10 protein-coding genes, 1 tRNA gene and 1 pseudogene are annotated in these 15,080 nt (G+C 72.2%); 2 read left to right on the top strand and 10 right to left on the bottom strand.

The annotated features are described in order from the left end of the window. Nucleotides 1–25: 25 nt before the first annotated feature. From BKA18_RS13760 to BKA18_RS13775, 4 genes are all read right to left on the bottom strand, one after another. Complete coding sequence (locus BKA18_RS13760) at nucleotides 26–811, bottom strand: S16 family serine protease (protein WP_366043402.1); 786 nt, start codon at nucleotides 809–811, stop codon at nucleotides 26–28. Nucleotides 812–936: 125 nt separating this feature from the next. Next, entirely contained in the window at nucleotides 937–1,578 is a 642-nt protein-coding gene (locus tag BKA18_RS13765) for an IclR family transcriptional regulator (RefSeq protein ID WP_006605329.1), read from the bottom strand. 455 nt (nucleotides 1,579–2,033) lie between these two features. After that, entirely contained in the window at nucleotides 2,034–3,830 is a 1,797-nt protein-coding gene (locus BKA18_RS13770) for a DEAD/DEAH box helicase (RefSeq protein ID WP_093483452.1), read from the bottom strand. A 148-nt stretch (nucleotides 3,831–3,978) separates the two neighbouring features. After that, nucleotides 3,979–5,451 carry an MFS transporter gene (locus tag BKA18_RS13775; RefSeq protein ID WP_366043403.1) on the bottom strand — a complete coding sequence of 491 codons (1,473 nt, stop codon included), beginning with the start codon at nucleotides 5,449–5,451 and terminating at the stop codon, nucleotides 3,979–3,981. 141 nt (nucleotides 5,452–5,592) lie between these two features. Between BKA18_RS13775 and BKA18_RS13780 the strand changes: the two genes are divergently transcribed. Beyond that, a complete protein-coding gene (locus BKA18_RS13780; RefSeq protein ID WP_366043404.1) occupies nucleotides 5,593–6,456 on the top strand; it encodes an alpha/beta fold hydrolase in 864 nt (287 codons plus the stop codon). A gap of 196 nt (nucleotides 6,457–6,652) precedes the next feature. After that, nucleotides 6,653–6,724, top strand: a tRNA-Cys gene (locus tag BKA18_RS13785). A gap of 148 nt (nucleotides 6,725–6,872) precedes the next feature. Here the strand turns inward: BKA18_RS13785 and BKA18_RS13790 are convergent. The 6 genes and pseudogenes from BKA18_RS13790 to BKA18_RS13815 all read right to left on the bottom strand — a co-directional run bounded on the left by BKA18_RS13790 (nucleotide 6,873) and on the right by BKA18_RS13815 (nucleotide 14,771). Next, the gene (locus BKA18_RS13790) at nucleotides 6,873–7,364 is read right to left on the bottom strand and encodes a hypothetical protein (RefSeq protein ID WP_366043405.1); all 492 of its coding nucleotides are present in this window, start codon (nucleotides 7,362–7,364) and stop codon (nucleotides 6,873–6,875) included. Nucleotides 7,365–7,913: 549 nt separating this feature from the next. After that, nucleotides 7,914–8,213, bottom strand: a pseudogene (locus BKA18_RS13795) (tyrosine-type recombinase/integrase); the annotation flags it as partial. 65 nt (nucleotides 8,214–8,278) lie between these two features. After that, nucleotides 8,279–9,043, bottom strand: a complete 765-nt coding sequence (locus BKA18_RS13800) for a YqjF family protein (protein WP_366043406.1) — start codon at nucleotides 9,041–9,043, stop codon at nucleotides 8,279–8,281. Nucleotides 9,044–9,249: 206 nt separating this feature from the next. Beyond that, nucleotides 9,250–11,580 (bottom strand): xanthine dehydrogenase family protein molybdopterin-binding subunit, encoded by a 2,331-nt coding sequence (locus BKA18_RS13805; protein ID WP_366043407.1) that lies wholly within the window; start codon nucleotides 11,578–11,580, stop codon nucleotides 9,250–9,252. Between the two features lie 100 nt (nucleotides 11,581–11,680). Further along, nucleotides 11,681–13,789 carry a 2Fe-2S iron-sulfur cluster-binding protein gene (locus tag BKA18_RS13810; RefSeq protein ID WP_366043408.1) on the bottom strand — a complete coding sequence of 703 codons (2,109 nt, stop codon included), beginning with the start codon at nucleotides 13,787–13,789 and terminating at the stop codon, nucleotides 11,681–11,683. 85 nt (nucleotides 13,790–13,874) lie between these two features. Next, complete coding sequence (locus BKA18_RS13815) at nucleotides 13,875–14,771, bottom strand: FAD binding domain-containing protein (protein WP_006605318.1); 897 nt, start codon at nucleotides 14,769–14,771, stop codon at nucleotides 13,875–13,877. Nucleotides 14,772–15,080: the final 309 nt, after the last annotated feature.

Here is a 15,080-nt window from a genome sequence, read left to right on the forward strand (position 1 = left end):
ACGGCGGCTCGGTGCCGGGAACGGCTCAGCTGCCGCAGCTGGGCACCTTGCCCCCGGTCTGCAGCGCCTTCAGGGCCTGCACCGCACCGTCGAGCGTGCCGACCGGGATCAGCCGCATCCCCTTCGGCAGCTCGGCCTGGGCGTCCGTGCACTCCTTGCGCGGGACCAGGAAGACCGAGGCACCGTCGCGGTGCGCGGCCTGGGTCTTCAGCGGGACCCCGCCCACCGCGCCCACCGCGCCGCCGGCGGTGATGGTCCCGGTGCCGGCGATGGTGCGCCCGCCGGTGAGGTCCTTGCCCGCGCCGTTGCCGTTCAGCTTGTCGACGATGCCGAGCGCGAACATCAGCCCGGCGCTCGGCCCGCCGACGTCCGCGAGACTCAGCTTGACCTTGATGTCCTTGGCGGACTTGCCGACCGCCCCGAGCGCGGCGCGGGTGGCGGTGTCCTGGGACTCCCGCATCTGCTGCGCATTGTGCTCGGCGATCTCCTCGGTGTTGTTGCCCACCGGGTAGACCGCCTCGCGCGGCATCACGGCCTCGTCCGTACGGAACCAGCCCTTGATCATGTCCGGCAGATGGACCGAGGCGTCCGGGCCGGTGGCCACGATCGAGGTCATCCGCAGCTGCCCGCTCGTCTTCCGGGTGGCGGCACCGGTGATGGTGATCACCGGCTTGCCCTTGTCGTCACCGAGGACATTGGCCGTCATGCCCGGATAGGCGATCGAGTACGGCAACGGCGCGAAGGCCGCGGCGACGAGGAGGGCGAGAACGAGGGCGGTGCAGACCGCCAGAGCGCGGGCGCGTGAAGACACCCCGCCACCCTAATTGACACCCGCCTCACCAGGACGTTAGGACCTGTCCTAAGGCACCGCGGCCGCACCACACAGCCACGGCGCCTTCACACCCCGCAGCCGCCGGACGGGTGCGCCCGGCCGCCTCACCGCAGCGCCTCGGACACCTCCCGGGCCGCATCGACCACCCGCGGTCCAATCCGTTCGGAGACCGTATCGGCGAGCATCACCACGCCCACGCTCCCCTCGATGCCGCTCACCCCGAGCAGCGGTGCCGCGGCGCCGCTCGCACCGGCCTCCAACTCCCCGTGCGTCAGGGCGAGTCCGGCGTCGTGGGTACGGCCCTGCCGGGCCTTGAGGATCGCCCGCCCGGCGGCCCCGCGGTCCAGCGGATGGCGGAAACCGGCCCGGTAGGCCACGTGGTAATCGGTCCAGGTCGGCTCCACCACGGCGACGGCCAGCGCCTCCGTACCGTCGACCAGGGTGAGATGCGCGGTGGCCCCCACGTCCTCGGCGAGCGCGCGCAGCGCGGGGAGTGCGGCCTCTCTGACCAGCGGATGCACCTGGCGGCCCAGGCGCAGCACGCCCAGACCGACCCGGGCCCGGCCGCCGATGTCACGGCGTACCAGGGCGTGCTGCTCCAGCGTGGCCAGCAGGCGGTAGACCACGGTGCGGTTGACGCCGAGCTTGTTGGACAGCTCGGTGACGGTCAGCCCGTGGTCGGTGTCGGCGAGAAGTTTGAGGACACGTAGTCCTCTGTCGAGTGTCTGGGAGGTCTCTGCGGTCACGACGCCCCCTCCTGGGTGAGTGGCGGCGCTCCGACGCGACGCGCTGCGAGTCCCGGAACAGCGCGCGAGGGAGGCCGCCGGCCGCATGGCACCGGCTGCGCTCCGCGGCGGCGCTGCCACGGGGCGTGTAGGTGAGCGGGACAGTAGCGAGCCGGTCCGGTGAGCGGAAGGGTCCGTCCAGAATCCGGTCCCCCCTGCCCGGAATATCCCGATAGGTCCGTCCAGAAGGTGCCCTGTGGTGTTTCAGCGAGCGCTACGTGTGTTCCAGGGAGGGTACGTATGTTCACAGAGCGAGACGCGTGGGGCACGGGGCGCGACGCGCTGCCGGGGCCCTGGGGAAACGGGCATGGGTCGGCCCCACTCCGGAAACGGATGTGGGCCGGCGCCCCCGGAAACGCACGTGGGCCGGCGCGCCACCACTGCGGCACACCGGCCCACCCGGGCCACGCACGGACTCACCGCATCCGCGTGGCCCACTCCCGTACCTTCTTGATCCGCTCGTTCAGCTGCCCGGCGGTGGCCTCCGCGCTCGGCGGGCCGCCGCACACCCGCCGCAGCTCGGTGTGGATCACGCCGTGCGGCTTCCCGCTCTGGTGGACGTACGCACCGACCAGCGTGTTCAGCTGCTTCCGGAGCTCCAGCAGCTCCTTGTGCGTGACCACCGGCCGCCGCTCGGCCGGCAGTTCCAGCAGGTCGGCCTCCTCATCCGGCCGCTTCTTGCTGTGCGCTATCTGCCGGGCCTGCCGCTTCTGCAGCAGCATCTGCACCTGATCGGGCTCCAGCAGCCCCGGGATGCCGAGGTAGTCCTGCTCCTCCTCGCTGCCCGCGTGGGCCTGCATCCCGAACTCGGCACCGTCGTAGAGCACCCGGTCGAAGACCGCCTCCGACTCCAGCGCCTCGAACGAGAACTGCTCCTGCTCGCCGGTGTCCTCGTCCTGCTCCTTGTTCGCCTCGTCCATCTCCTTCTCGGACTCGGCGTACGGGTCTTCCTCCCCGTCCTTCTTCGGCTTGTCGAGGACGTGGTCGCGCTCGACCTCCATCTCGTTGGCGAAGCCGAGCAGCATCGGGACGGTGGGAAGGAAGACGGAGGCGGTCTCGCCACGCTTACGGGACCGCACGAACCGCCCGACCGCCTGCGCGAAGAACAACGGGGTCGAGATGGTCGTGGCGTACACCCCGACCGCCAGCCGCGGCACGTCGACGCCCTCCGACACCATCCGGACCGCGACCATCCAGCGGTCCTGGGAGTGCGCGAAGTCGTCGATGCGCTGCGAGGCCCCGGAGTCGTCGGACAGCACCAGGGTGGCGCCCTCCCCCGTGATCTCCCGGATCAGCTTGGCGTACGCCCGCGCCTGCTCCTGGTCGGAGGCGATCACCAGCGCACCGGCGTCCGGAATGGACTTGCGGACCTCGCTCAGCCGCTGATCGGCGGCGCGCAGCACATTGGGCATCCACTCGCCGCGCGGATCCAGCGCCGTACGCCAGGCCTGCGAGACCGCGTCCTTGGTCATCGGCTCGCCGAGCCGGGCGGCGATCTCGTCGCCCGCCTTGGTCCGCCAGCGCATGTTGCCGCTGTAGGAGAGGAAGATGACCGGCCGGACGACGCCGTCGCCCAGCGCGTTGCCGTAGCCGTAGGTGTAGTCGGCCGAGGAACGCCGGATGCCGTCGTTCCCCTCTTCGTACGTCACGAACGGAATCGGGTTGGTGTCGGACCGGAAGGGGGTACCGGTCAGCGCCAGGCGCCGGGTGGCCGGCTCGAACGCCTCCAGGCACGCCTCGCCCCATGACTTCGAGTCACCGGCGTGGTGGATCTCGTCGAGGATCACCAGCGTCTTGCGCTGCTCGATGCGGTTGCGGTGCAGCATCGGCCGTACGCCCACGCCGGCATAGGTCACCGCGACGCCGTGGTACTCGCGGCCCAGCGGCCCCGCGCTGTACTCGGGGTCGAGCTTGATGCCTATCCGGGCCGCCGCCTCCGCCCACTGCTTCTTCAGGTGCTCGGTCGGCGCGACGACCGTCACCTGCTGCACGACGTGATGGTGCAGCAGCCACGACGCGAGCGTGAGCGCGAACGTCGTCTTGCCGGCTCCCGGCGTCGCGACGGCGAGGAAGTCTCTCGGCTGCGTCTGGATGTAGCGGTCCATGGCCGCCTGCTGCCAGGCGCGCAGCTTGTTCGCGGTACCCCAAGGGGCCCGTCCCGGAAAGGCCGGGGACAGGTGATGGTTATTGGTGGCGCTGGTGGTGGTAGTCACGGTCTCCGTCGGCTGAGGTCGGCGATCGGCAACCGCGTCAGCCTACCGGTGCTCCCGTTCACGCTCCGGGGGTACCGCACCGGGTCACCCTGGGGTGGGACCGAGCTCACATTCTTCCGCCCGTAGCCGCCGGTCCGGCTCCGCGCCGTCACCCCTGCCCGGGCCGCAGCCGGCCCGCCACCCCGGCGCCGGCCACGGCCACCACCGCCATCGCCGCGAACACGGCCGCGAAGGCCGCCGGGTGGCTCGCCCCGCCGGCCGCGGCGGTGGCCGCGGGCCCGTCCGCCGTGACCGAGCCGCCGCCGAAGGCCACGAACAGCACCCCGCTGAGGCCGACGAAGGTGACATTGCCCAGCGCGTCCGACATCTGCAGGGACGCGGAGTTGCTGCCCGCGTCCTCCGGGCGGGACAGCTTCAGCAACAGCACACCGCCGCTGGAGATGTTCAGGCCCATCCCGAAGCCGCCGACCGTCCACGCCGCCGCGACGATCCAGGCCGGCACCCCGTCGAGCAGCGCCAGCGGCACCGTCACGATGGCCGCCGCCAGCAGCACCATGCCCAGCCCCATCAGCCGCTCCCGGTACGGCTCCAGCCGCGGCCGGCTCTGTGCGTACGAGCCGAGCGCCCAGGTCAGCCCGCCCCCGGTGAGGGAGAGACCGGCCAGGGTGGCGGACAGCCCGCGCTGGGTCACCAGCATCAGCGGGACGAAGCTCTCGGCGGCGACCAGCGACCCGGCGGCCAGCCCGCGCATCAGCACCACGGTCGGCAGTCCGCGCGCCGCCCGGAACGTGCCGCGGGGCAGCAGCCGCACGATGCCCGGCACCAGCAGGGCCAGTCCGGCGGCCGCGGGCAACAGCGCGAGCCGGACCGGGTGCTGGCCCGCGTACTGCAGCAGGCAGGCGCCCACCGCGACGGCCAGCGCGAGCAGACAGCGCCGGTTGCCCAGGATCTGCCGCACGCCGTTGCCCGGGCCCGGGCGGGTCCGCGGCAGCGAGCGCAGCGCGGGCAGCATCACCGCGAGCGGCAGCAGAATCAGCACCGGGATGGAGAGGAACACCCAGCGCCAGCCGAGCTGTTCGGTGACGGTCCCGGCGACCAGCGGTCCGACGATCACCGGCATCACCCACGCCGCCGAGAACGCCGCCATGATCGAGGGACGCAGCCGCTCGGGATAAGCGCCGCCGACGACCACATACAGCGAGACCACCACCAGCCCGCTGCCGATGCCCTGCACCCCGCGGCCCACGACGAACATCCCCATGCTCTGCGCGCCGCCCGCGACCAGGAGCCCCACACCGAACGCGGCGATCCCGGCGAACAGCGGCGCGAGCGGACCGCGCCGGTCGCTCCACTCCCCCGCCAGCGCCATCGCGAACAGGCCCGCCGTGAAGCAGGACGAGAAGGCGAACGCGTACAGACCGATGCCGTGCAGCGCACGGGCGGCCACCGGCATCGCGGTGTTCACGGCGATCGCCTCGAACGCAACCAGCGAGACGACGGAGATGATGCCGAGCGTCAGGGCACGGTAGGCCCGGCCGAGGACACCGGTGCCGGAGGTGTCCCCGTCGTGGCTGCCGAGGTCGCTGGTGGTGCCGGTGTCGTGGGGGCGGTCAGCGGTCATCGGGCCAGCGTAAGAGTCATCCGGCGGCTGCGCCCCTGTCGGGGGACGGGGATCGGATCGGTCATCGGTCCTACGCCGCCCGGCCCGCGCGGGCCATCCCGCTCCGCCCGCTCACCACCCCACGTGGGGCAAGCTGTCCGTATGCCGCACTTCCGCACGTATGACGATGCCGAGCTCCACTACCGCGTGCTCGGCCCGGCCGACTCGCCGCTGCCGCCCCTGGTCTGCCTGGCCGGCGGGCCCGGTCGGAACGCCGCGTATCTGGGCGACCTCGGCGGGCTGGCCGCACACCGGCAGCTGATCATCCCGGACAGCCGTGGCACCGGCGCCTCCCCCGCCGCCGACGACCCCTCCCGCTACGCCTTCCCGCAACTCGCCGAGGACATCGAGGCCCTCCGCGCACATCTGGCTCTGGAGCGCTTCGCCCTGCTCGCACACGACGCGGGCGCCGCGGTCGCGCAGGCGTACGCGACAAGACACCCACAGCGGCTGACCCGACTGGTACTGGTCTGCCCCGGCTCCCGGCTACAGGGCGAACTCCCCGACGACGCCCGGGAGATCTTCGAAGCACGGGCCCACGAGGACTGGTGGCCGGAGGCCTCGGTGGCCGTGCAACAACTCACGGAGGCCTCCGACATGAGCGACGTACGGGAGCTGCTGTTCGCCGCGGCACCCCTCGCCTACGGGCGATGGGACGAGCCGCAACGCGCCCATGCCGCCACGGAAGGCGCCCAGTTGGGCCCGGTCCCGCGGGCCGGCTTCTGGCAGGGCGTGGACGAGCAGCTGCGCCTGGCTCTCCTGTCCGGCCTGCGTGAAGTGACCTGCCCCGTGCTGGTGCTGACCGGTGACCGCGACGCGGTGGCCGGCATGCGAGCCGGCGAACTCGTGGCCGCATCCTTCCCGGACGCCCGGGTCCGCCCCCTGCACGAGGTGGGCCACTACCCGTGGGTGGACGAACCCGACCTGTTCGCCCCGGTGGTGGAGGAATTCCTGCACGCGGTGTGAGGGGTAAGGAGGGGGCGGAGGGCGGGCGGACAGGGCCGAGGACGGGCGGGTCCGGCTACGCAGGGCGTCATTCATGACCCCCGTATTGCCGCTTGTTGCCGCACATTGCTCCCCATTGCAGCTCTGTGGCAGCCGGCCCCACGCCCTTGCCGGGCACCCGGCCCCGCGGCCTACAGTCGGGAACACACCGCACCCCGGCCGTGTGCCCGAGTGGTTCAGGGGCTCGCCTGCAAAGCGAGTTACGTGGGTTCGAATCCCGCCACGGCCTCTGGCGCCTTGACCAGGCAAAGGAAAAGGGCGGCACCCCAGGAGGGGTGCCGCCCTTTGGCCGTCCGTCTCAGTTCCCGTCTCATTTGGCAGCGACCACACGACCAAACAGGCGCCTTGGCCTCACCGGTCGAGGTAGGGCGTACATCTCATCGACCTCCAGGGCAGATTTGGAAGCCGACCGCCCTCGCTTTTGTGATGGCCTCCCCGCCCACACGCCCGCCCTCGGCGATATAAGGATTGGCGTCCTCTCCCCCCTCCTCCATCACATCGGCAGCAATCTCGTATTCACGTATGGACCCCAAGGCCAGGGACTGGGCTTCCGGAACTTTCTCCCTCATGTCTGCATAATCGGGGACAGCGAGGGCTTGCCAGTCACGGACCACTGCGCCGAGGACCTTATTCCTCTTGCGAAGGTGCGCAGCATAAGCTCTCGGATCACCTTGCCACGGCCCATCCCCCAACTCCGCAAGGGCTGGACCGTATTTTGCGCATGCCGCATCGGACGCCTCAAGATAGGAAGCGAAGGCCTCTCGGGCGGACTTAACCCGATCTTTGTCCTTGTGGTCATTACCGTAGTAGACAACGAAGATGGCGACCAGTAGGGCTGCTGCCCCTAAAAGCACGCCAATTAAGGCCAACCGCTGCTCTCTTGTCCAGCCGGTTGGGGGCGCCGGTACGCCAGGGAAAGATGGTTCGCCTGTGGGAGGTGGTTCGCCGGTTGCCATTTGTCGCTCCAATGACCCTGCCGTCCTTGGAGCGTCGAAAGTAGACGTCTGGCAAGGTCGCCGCCAGGGCGCACGAAGGCGCACGAAGGCGCACGAGAGCGCAAAACGTTGCGAAGCATCGTCATGTGCCCCCAAAAGCTTTAAGAAGCACCATGGGCACCACCTCTAAAGCATCAAGCGCACTTTACCCTTCCTCCATTCGCTCCCGACAAATCCACCTTGGACCAGGAACTCACAGCCAACCACCTTCTTAAATCCTGTCAACGTCGCCACCACTTCTGGTCGATACAGCCGATTCAATGAACGAGATGAGCTTTAGCCACGCTAGAACGTGACCACAACCACGCACACCAACGCGATCATCGAGATTGGTGGCAAACTTACGCAATGCAGAGCTTCACGTGCCCCCTCGGGTGCCCCGACCGCTAGGTCGGGGCATAGGGCTTCGGCATCCGTTATGGATCAGCTAGCGCTATTCGTAGTCTGCCCATTCGGCCGCCAAATGAGGTCGTCAACTTGCTTTGCCACATCGGCCCGCACCGCGTCGACCATGTGCTGATACCGGGCGGCCATGGCAGTCGTCGACCATCCCATGAGGCCCATGACGGCCCGCTCGGGTACCCCGAGGATCAGCAGAACCGTGGCGGCCGTGTGGCGCGCGTCGTGCAGACGCCCGTCCCGAATGTTCGCCTCTTTCAGCAGGGCCTTCCACTCGGTCCAGTCCCGGCGGTGGGACGGGCTGCGGCCGTGCTCTTCCGGCACCGAGAGACGTCGTAGACCCGGCCACCACGCTCCCGGCCAACGCCTGACCGTCGCCCCGCGCGGGCTCAAGGGGTGGGCAGGCCGCCCGGGCGGGCAGGCCGGCCGAAGCGAACCGGTACGCCGGGGGAGTACAGCACGCTGACCGGCGGCCCGGTCGGCGACGGCAGCCCGGCGGCGGTCACCAGCTCATCCTCACAGTGCAGGAGTTCGGCCCGATGCAGGGGCCAACGCGGGTGGGTGTTCGGCAGATACACCGGTCGGTCGAAGAAGGCGTTGTGCATGCCCCAGCGGGCGGTCAGGAAGTGTTCGAGGGCGGTCGGCTCCTCGATCCGCCCGCCGATGCGCACCGCGATCCGACAGCGCGCCCCGCGCGGCCCCGGCCACCGTCGGCTGCTGGTGTAGCTGATGGTGTCCGCGTCACGGTGGATCGCCATCCTGGCCCACATGTAGGGCAGCCGGAAGGCGCTGCGGGCGACGGCCACCGGCAGCAGCCGCGAGGCCTCCAGCGAGCGGAACACCACGCCGCGTCGGCCGTGCCGGTCCACCGAGTAGAGCCGCACGTTGGTCTCGGGAAAGGTGCCGAGGTACGGGACACCCGGCACCCTGAACCAGCCCACCCGGTGCATCCGGAACGCCACCAGGCCGATGTAGGTGAGCCCGTCGTGGGTGTCGGGCACTGTCCCGGCCGGCAGGAACGGCGCCACGTCCGCGGGGTCGGCGGCCCAGTGCAGGAACGACAGGTCGAGCCAGGACTGGGTGAGCAGCGTGTCCGGAACCTCGTGCACCGGATCGGGCGTTATCGGCTCCGCAGGGACAGGGGAGAGCGACATCGCGTCAGCATCGCACACGTCTTCGACCGCCGACAGGGCCCCGGTCGGTTCGTCGCACGCAGGCACCCAGGCACGCAGGCACGCAGGCACGCACGAACCGAACCCGAAACCGGGCCACATACACCCGCCCACCCCCCGAAGGGGGGTGGGCGGCGGGGAAACAACCCCCGCGGCGAGAAAGCAACCCCCGCAGCGGCCAACACCCCCTACTGCTGCGCCACCTGTGCCACCGCCGCCTGTGGGCGGATCGGGAGGCGGCCGATGGGGCGGCCGGTGGCGGCGCGGACCGCGGAGGCCACGGCGGCCGGTGAGGTGACGACCGGGACCGCGCTGGCGGGCTTGGCGCCGAAGGGGGCGACCACGTCCCGCTCCTCGACGAGCTTGACGATGCGGATGTCCGGCGCGTCCAGGGCCGTCGGCAGGGCGTAGCCGGTCAGGTCGGGGTGGCGGACCTGACCGCGGGCGGTCCGCAGGTTCTCCATCAGGGCGGCGCCCAGCCCCTGGGTGACACCGGCCTCGATACGGGCCCGCAGCTGGCGGGGGTTGAGCACCCGCCCCACGTCCTGGGCGACGGTCATCTCCACGACCCGGATGGTGCCGAGCTCGATGTCGACATCGGCGACACAGCGGATCGCGCAGAAGGCGAGACCGACGAACGCATCGCCCTGACCGCTCTCGTCCAGCGGTTCGCTCGGATGCGGCCGGCACTGGGCCGTGGCCCACAGTTCCTTGCCGTCCAGCGCCTCGGCAACGGTGGTGCTGAGCACCCCGTCGTAGGAGGTGATCTTGCCGTCGTTGATCTGCAGCAGCTCGGTGGACATGCCGAACTTGTGGGCCAGCGGCTGGAGGAGCTGCGTACGGACCATCTTCGCGGCGCGCTCGACGGCGCCTCCGGAGACCCAGGTGTGCCGGCCGTGGCAGGCCGGGCCGGCCGGCGGCTGGTCGGTGTCGACGGGCGCGACGTGCACCTCCTCGACGCCGAGCGTCTCCTGCACGATCTGCCGTGCCAGGGTGGAGAACCCCGAACCGGTCTCGACGGCGGCGCAGATGACGGTGGCGACCGAGCCGCTGACCTTGACGGTGGCGGTGGAGACCTCGTCGGTGCCCTCCGCGCCGAGCATGTGCACCATGCCCAGCCCGTAGCCGACGCCGCGGCGCACCGCACCCGGCTCCCCCGCGCCCTCGGGGCCGCCCGGCAGGAGCCACTCCGCTTCGGGTGCATCCTTGGGCAGCTCGGGAAGCGGCGCTTCCTTGACGGCATGCAGGAGTTCGGCCACCGGGGCCGGGCAGGTCACCGTCTGCCCCGTGGGGAGCAGGTCGCCGGTGGCCATGACGTTGCGCAGCCGGATCTCGTCGGGCTCCATGCCCAAGCGGGCGGCCAGCTTGTCCATCTGGCCCTCGTAAGCGGCGCAGACCTGCATCGCGCCCTCGCCGCGCACATGGCCGGACGGCGGGTTGTTGGTGCGCACCGCCCAGCCGTCCACGACGGCGTGCGGGACGACGTACGGGCCGCAGGAGAAGGAGACGGCGGCGGCCAGGGCATCGGCGGAGGTGTCCGCGTAGGCGCCGGCGTCCATCAGGATCTGCGCCTCCACCTTGACCAGGGTGCCGTCGGCGTCCGCGTGGTGGCGGTAGCGCAGCAGCGTGGGGTGGCGGTGGGCGTGCGTGAGGAAGGACTCCTCACGGGTGGCGGCGAGCTTGACGGGGCAGCCCGTACGCAGCGCCAGCAGACCGAGCGCGAGCGAGACTCCCGGGTCCTCGCGGTCGGCGGTGGCACCGGGGACTCCGGTCACCACGACCTTCACCTGCTCCGGCGCGAGACCGAAGGAGGCGGCGGCCAGATCGCGGTCGGTGTGCGGGTCCGTGGAGGCGGTGTAGATCTCCACGCCGCCGTCGGGGCGCGGCACCGCGAGCCCCGCCTCGGCCCCGATGGGCGCCGGGTCCTGGCGGCCGATCCGGTAGAGCCCCTCGACCATCACCTCGCCCACGGCGTCGGCGTCGCCGAAGCGGAGCGGGATGTGCCGGATGAGGTTGCCGTCCGGGTGCAGCGGCTCGGCCTCGAAGGCCAGTTGGGGGTCGGTGACCGCCTCCTGGACCTCGTACTCGACGGCGATGGCGGCGGCGGCCAGCCGGGCCGTGTCGGGGTGGTCGGCGGCCACCGCGGCGATCGGCTCGCCGTGGTGGCGGACCTCGTCCTTGGCGAAGACCGGGCGGTCTGCGGTGCCCCGGCCGTGCGCCGCGTCGCCGGGGACGTCCTCGTGGGTGACGATGACGCGTACGCCCGGCATCTCCACGGCGTGCTTGGTGTCGATGGACAGGATCCGTGCGCGCGGGTGCGGGGAGCGCAGCACCGCGGCCCACAACAGCCCTTCGGCCCACAGGTCGGCGGCGTACGGGAAGGTGCCCTCTGTCTTGGCCGACGCGTCCTCGGACGGCAGGGAGACGCCCAGGCCGTGCGGCGGCGGCTCGTCGGGGATCTGGACGCCCGCCGCAGGGGTCGCGGTGACGGCGGCTGCGCCGTCGGACGTGCCACTCATGCCGAAACCTCGCTTCGCTCGGCCTCGCATTCGCTCAGCGCGCACCTCACCCTGCTGCTCCCCCGGCCGCCGGCCGGGGAGCCCCCCATGCTGCGCTTGCTCATGCGGAGCCTCCCATGTGCGGATCCTGGTCGTGCGGGGCGTGGCCCATGGGGTCGGCGGGGCCCGCCTGGTGGGGAATACGGGCGGTGTCCGCCGGCGCCTCCCCGCCCGTCTCGTCCTCCGCGGGGTCGGCGGCCACCGCGCGGGCCTTGACGACCTCCTCGACGGCGTCCAGCACGCCCCGGTAGCCGGAGCAGCGGCAGAGGTTGCCGCACAGTGCCTTGCGGGTCTCCAGCTCGCTGGGGGCGTGGTTGCCCTCCAGGAGGTCGTGGACGGTCATGGCCATCCCCGGTACGCAGAAGCCGCACTGCACCGCACCGGACGCGGCGAGCGCGCGCTGTACGTCGGAGGGCACGCCGTTCTCCGCGAGCCCCTCGACGGTACGGACCTCGCTGCCGGCCGTGGTGGCCGCGGGCACCAGGCAGGACGCCACCAGCCGGCCGTCCACCTGGACCGAGCACGCCCCGCACTCGCCCTGCGAGCAGCCGTCCTTGGCGCCGGCCAGGCCGAGCCGCTCGCGCAGGACGTAGAGCAGTGATTCGCCGATCCAGGCGTCGGTGACCGGCCGGTCGATGCCGTTCACCCGCAGCACGAAGGAGGCGGCGGGGTGTTCGTCGTGATCGTCGTGATCGCCGTGGACATCGAGGCCGGAGCCGGACACCGGGTCCGGGTCGGCGGCGTCGGCGAGGGGCTCGATGCCGACGAGGGGCTCCCCGTCGCCGGCGGTTCCGTCGCCGATGCGGTCGTCCGTGCTGGCACCGTCGTCGGCGTCCCTGCCGTCCTCCGGGCCCGCGAAGTCCTCCGGGCCCGCGAAGTCGTCGGGGTCCGGGTGCGCGCCGGGCTCGATGTGCGCGCCGGGCCCGTTGGTCTCCTGCGGGGCGTCCTGCGCGGCACCGTCGTCCTCGGACGCGGCCGAGTCGGCCGGGTCGTCGGGGTGCGCGAAGTCGCCCGGATCCTGCGGCTGTTCGCCGTCGACTCCCCGGGCCGGCCATCCGCCCACACCCGCCATGTCGGGCATGTCCGCCATCGCGTCGGACGGGTCGGCCGCCTCCTGCCGCTCCGGCGCCCCGTCGTGCGACGGCTGCGCCGCCTCCGTGGCCGGGGGCCACTGGGCCAGCGCATCGGCCGGCAGCGACCAGTGCCCGGTCGCCTCGCCGGCCGCGGGGTGCAGGCCGCCGCCCGTCGCGTACGGGTCGCCGCCGCCGGGCAGTTCGGGCTCGGCGCCGGGGCCGGAAAGACCGCGCTCGTGTGCGTACGGGTCGCCCGCGGGGACGCCGAAGGGGTCGTGCGCCTCCCCGCCGTGCGCGGTCTCCTGCGGCTGCGCAGGGTGCGCCTGCGTCCCGCCCGCCGCATCCTGCCCGGCGGTGAAGTTCCAGTGCCCGGTCCGGGCGGCCTCTTCGGCGTCCGCCTGGCTCGGTGCCCCGTCGTACGCGGCCGGATATCCGCCGTCCTGGTAGCCGGCGGCAGCGCCGCGCCCCGTAAGGCCCGGATGCCCCGGATGGCGCTGGTGGCCATGGGCGCCCTGATAGCCGCCGGTAAGTCCCGTATGCCCCGTCAGTTCCTCGTCGCCGAGCAGATACTCGCCGGACTCCTCCGGTCCGTCGTCCGCCGCCGCGGGGACCGACCAGGTCCCCGTGCCGCCCGCCTCCGCGCTGCCCGCCACGGGCCAGTCCACCCGCTCGCCCCACGGCGGGGCCGCCTCGGGGGCGCCGCTGTGGTACGCCGCGGTGTGGCCCTGGTGGGGCGCCTGCTCGGCATGGGCCGGGTATCCGGCGGACGGGTCGGCGTATCCGGCCGAGCGGTCCGCGAACGGCATCGTCCACTGGCCGGTGGCGGACGGGTCGGCGCCCGCGTCCGGGGCCGACGGCGGGCCGGTGTGCGGGGTGAAGGAGGACGGCGGGGTGTAGCCGTGGCCCGGGGCCGCGAGCGGTTCGGCGCCCGGGGTGCCGTAACGGGGCGCCCGTCCTTGGTAGATCCCGCTGGTGAAGCCCTCCGGGAGCTGTACGAAGGCCGTCGCCTCCGACTCGTACTCGCCGCCCTGCGGCAGCGGCTGCCAGCCCTGTTCGGGGTGCGGCTGATACGGATGGCGGTTGTCGGCGTCGCTCATGCCGAGCCCTCACTTCGCTCGGCCTCGCATCCGCGAGGCGCGCACCTCTCCATGACTGGCTCGCCGATGAGCTCGCTGCGCTCACTCATGAGAGCGCCCTCCCCAGTGCGCGGCGGGCCAGGGCTGCCACCGTACGGCGCAGGTGCAGTGCGGCCGGCGGCAGGGTGGCCGGTTCCGAACCGTCCTCGGGCGGCGCCGGGTCCGGGATGCAGGCGGCGGCGACATAGTCACCGAAGGCCCTCAGCGCCTCGGGGACCAGGCCGCGTTCGCCGTCCCAGTCGATGAGCGAGGCCACCCACTGTTCGGCCTCCAGGGGGCGCAGCGGCATGGCAGCGACCGCGCCCACCGCGCAGCGCACCCCGCGCCGGGCCGGGTCCAGGACGAGCGCCACCGACGCGGTGGCGCGGCCGGGGCCGGTGCGGCCGGTGGCCTTGAGGAAGGTCTGCGGCGCGTGCAGCAGTGGCACCCGTACGAAGCCGACGAGTTCGCCGGGGTTGAGCATCTCGCGGCCGGCCAGGAGATGGCTGACCGGGATCTCCCGGCGACTGCCCCCGGGGCCGGCGATGATCACCGTGGCTTCGAGGGCGGCGAGCACCGGGAGGGTGTCCCCCGTGGGCGCGGAGGTCACGATGTTGCCGCCGAGGGTGCCGGCGTTGCGGATCTGCGGCGGGCCGGCCGCGCGGGCGGCCGCGGCCAGGCCGGGGATCAGGGCGGCGAAGTCGGGGCGTCCCATACGGGCGAGGGTCAGGCCGGCACCGAGCAGTGCATGGCCGTCCAGGTACTGCCAGCCGCGCATCTCACTGATCCGGTTGAGACCCACCAGGGCTGCGGGTCTGAGATGTCCGGCGTTGACCGCCGCCATGAGATCGGTGCCGCCCGCGACGGGCACGGCGGTGGGCATGGCGGTGAGCGCCGCCACCGCCTCGTCGAGCGAGGCCGGCAACGTCACCGTGTGCGACGCGTGCGGTGCGTGCGTGGTCAAGCCAGCTGCCCCTTCCCCGGTGTCCCGGCAGTTCCGCTCCGCCGTACGGTACGTGCTCACAGCCCGGACGTGGCAACTCTGGCACATCTTCCCGGGCCCTCGGCGCGAGGGTCCACGAAGCGGCGGTCGGTCCCGGGACAGGGTTCTCGTCCGGTTTCGTCCGCCACCGACGGTACGGGCACTGCGGTGTGGCGCGTCGGCGGCGGCGTCCGGAAAGGTGCAGCGGGACGCGCCCGCCGGCACATGCGGTGCTCGGTACGGCAGGTGCGGGGGGACCGCCGTACCGCACCACCGTCCCAGGGACCGGCC

This window comes from Streptomyces auratus, from assembly GCF_050433025.1.
Taxonomy (GTDB): Bacteria; Actinomycetota; Actinomycetes; order Streptomycetales; family Streptomycetaceae; genus Streptomyces; species Streptomyces sioyaensis.

Excerpts from the sequence above, each read along its gene's own strand:
- BKA18_RS13775 (WP_366043403.1), bottom strand. The coding sequence starts at position 5,451 with ATGACCGCTGACCGCCCCCACGACACCGGCACCACCAGCGACCTCGGC.
- BKA18_RS13810 (WP_366043408.1), bottom strand. The coding sequence starts at position 13,789 with ATGAGCGACGCCGACAACCGCCATCCGTATCAGCCGCACCCCGAACAG.
- BKA18_RS13805 (WP_366043407.1), bottom strand. The coding sequence starts at position 11,580 with ATGAGTGGCACGTCCGACGGCGCAGCCGCCGTCACCGCGACCCCTGCG.
- BKA18_RS13780 (WP_366043404.1), top strand. The coding sequence starts at position 5,593 with ATGCCGCACTTCCGCACGTATGACGATGCCGAGCTCCACTACCGCGTG.
- BKA18_RS13800 (WP_366043406.1), bottom strand. The coding sequence starts at position 9,043 with ATGTCGCTCTCCCCTGTCCCTGCGGAGCCGATAACGCCCGATCCGGTG.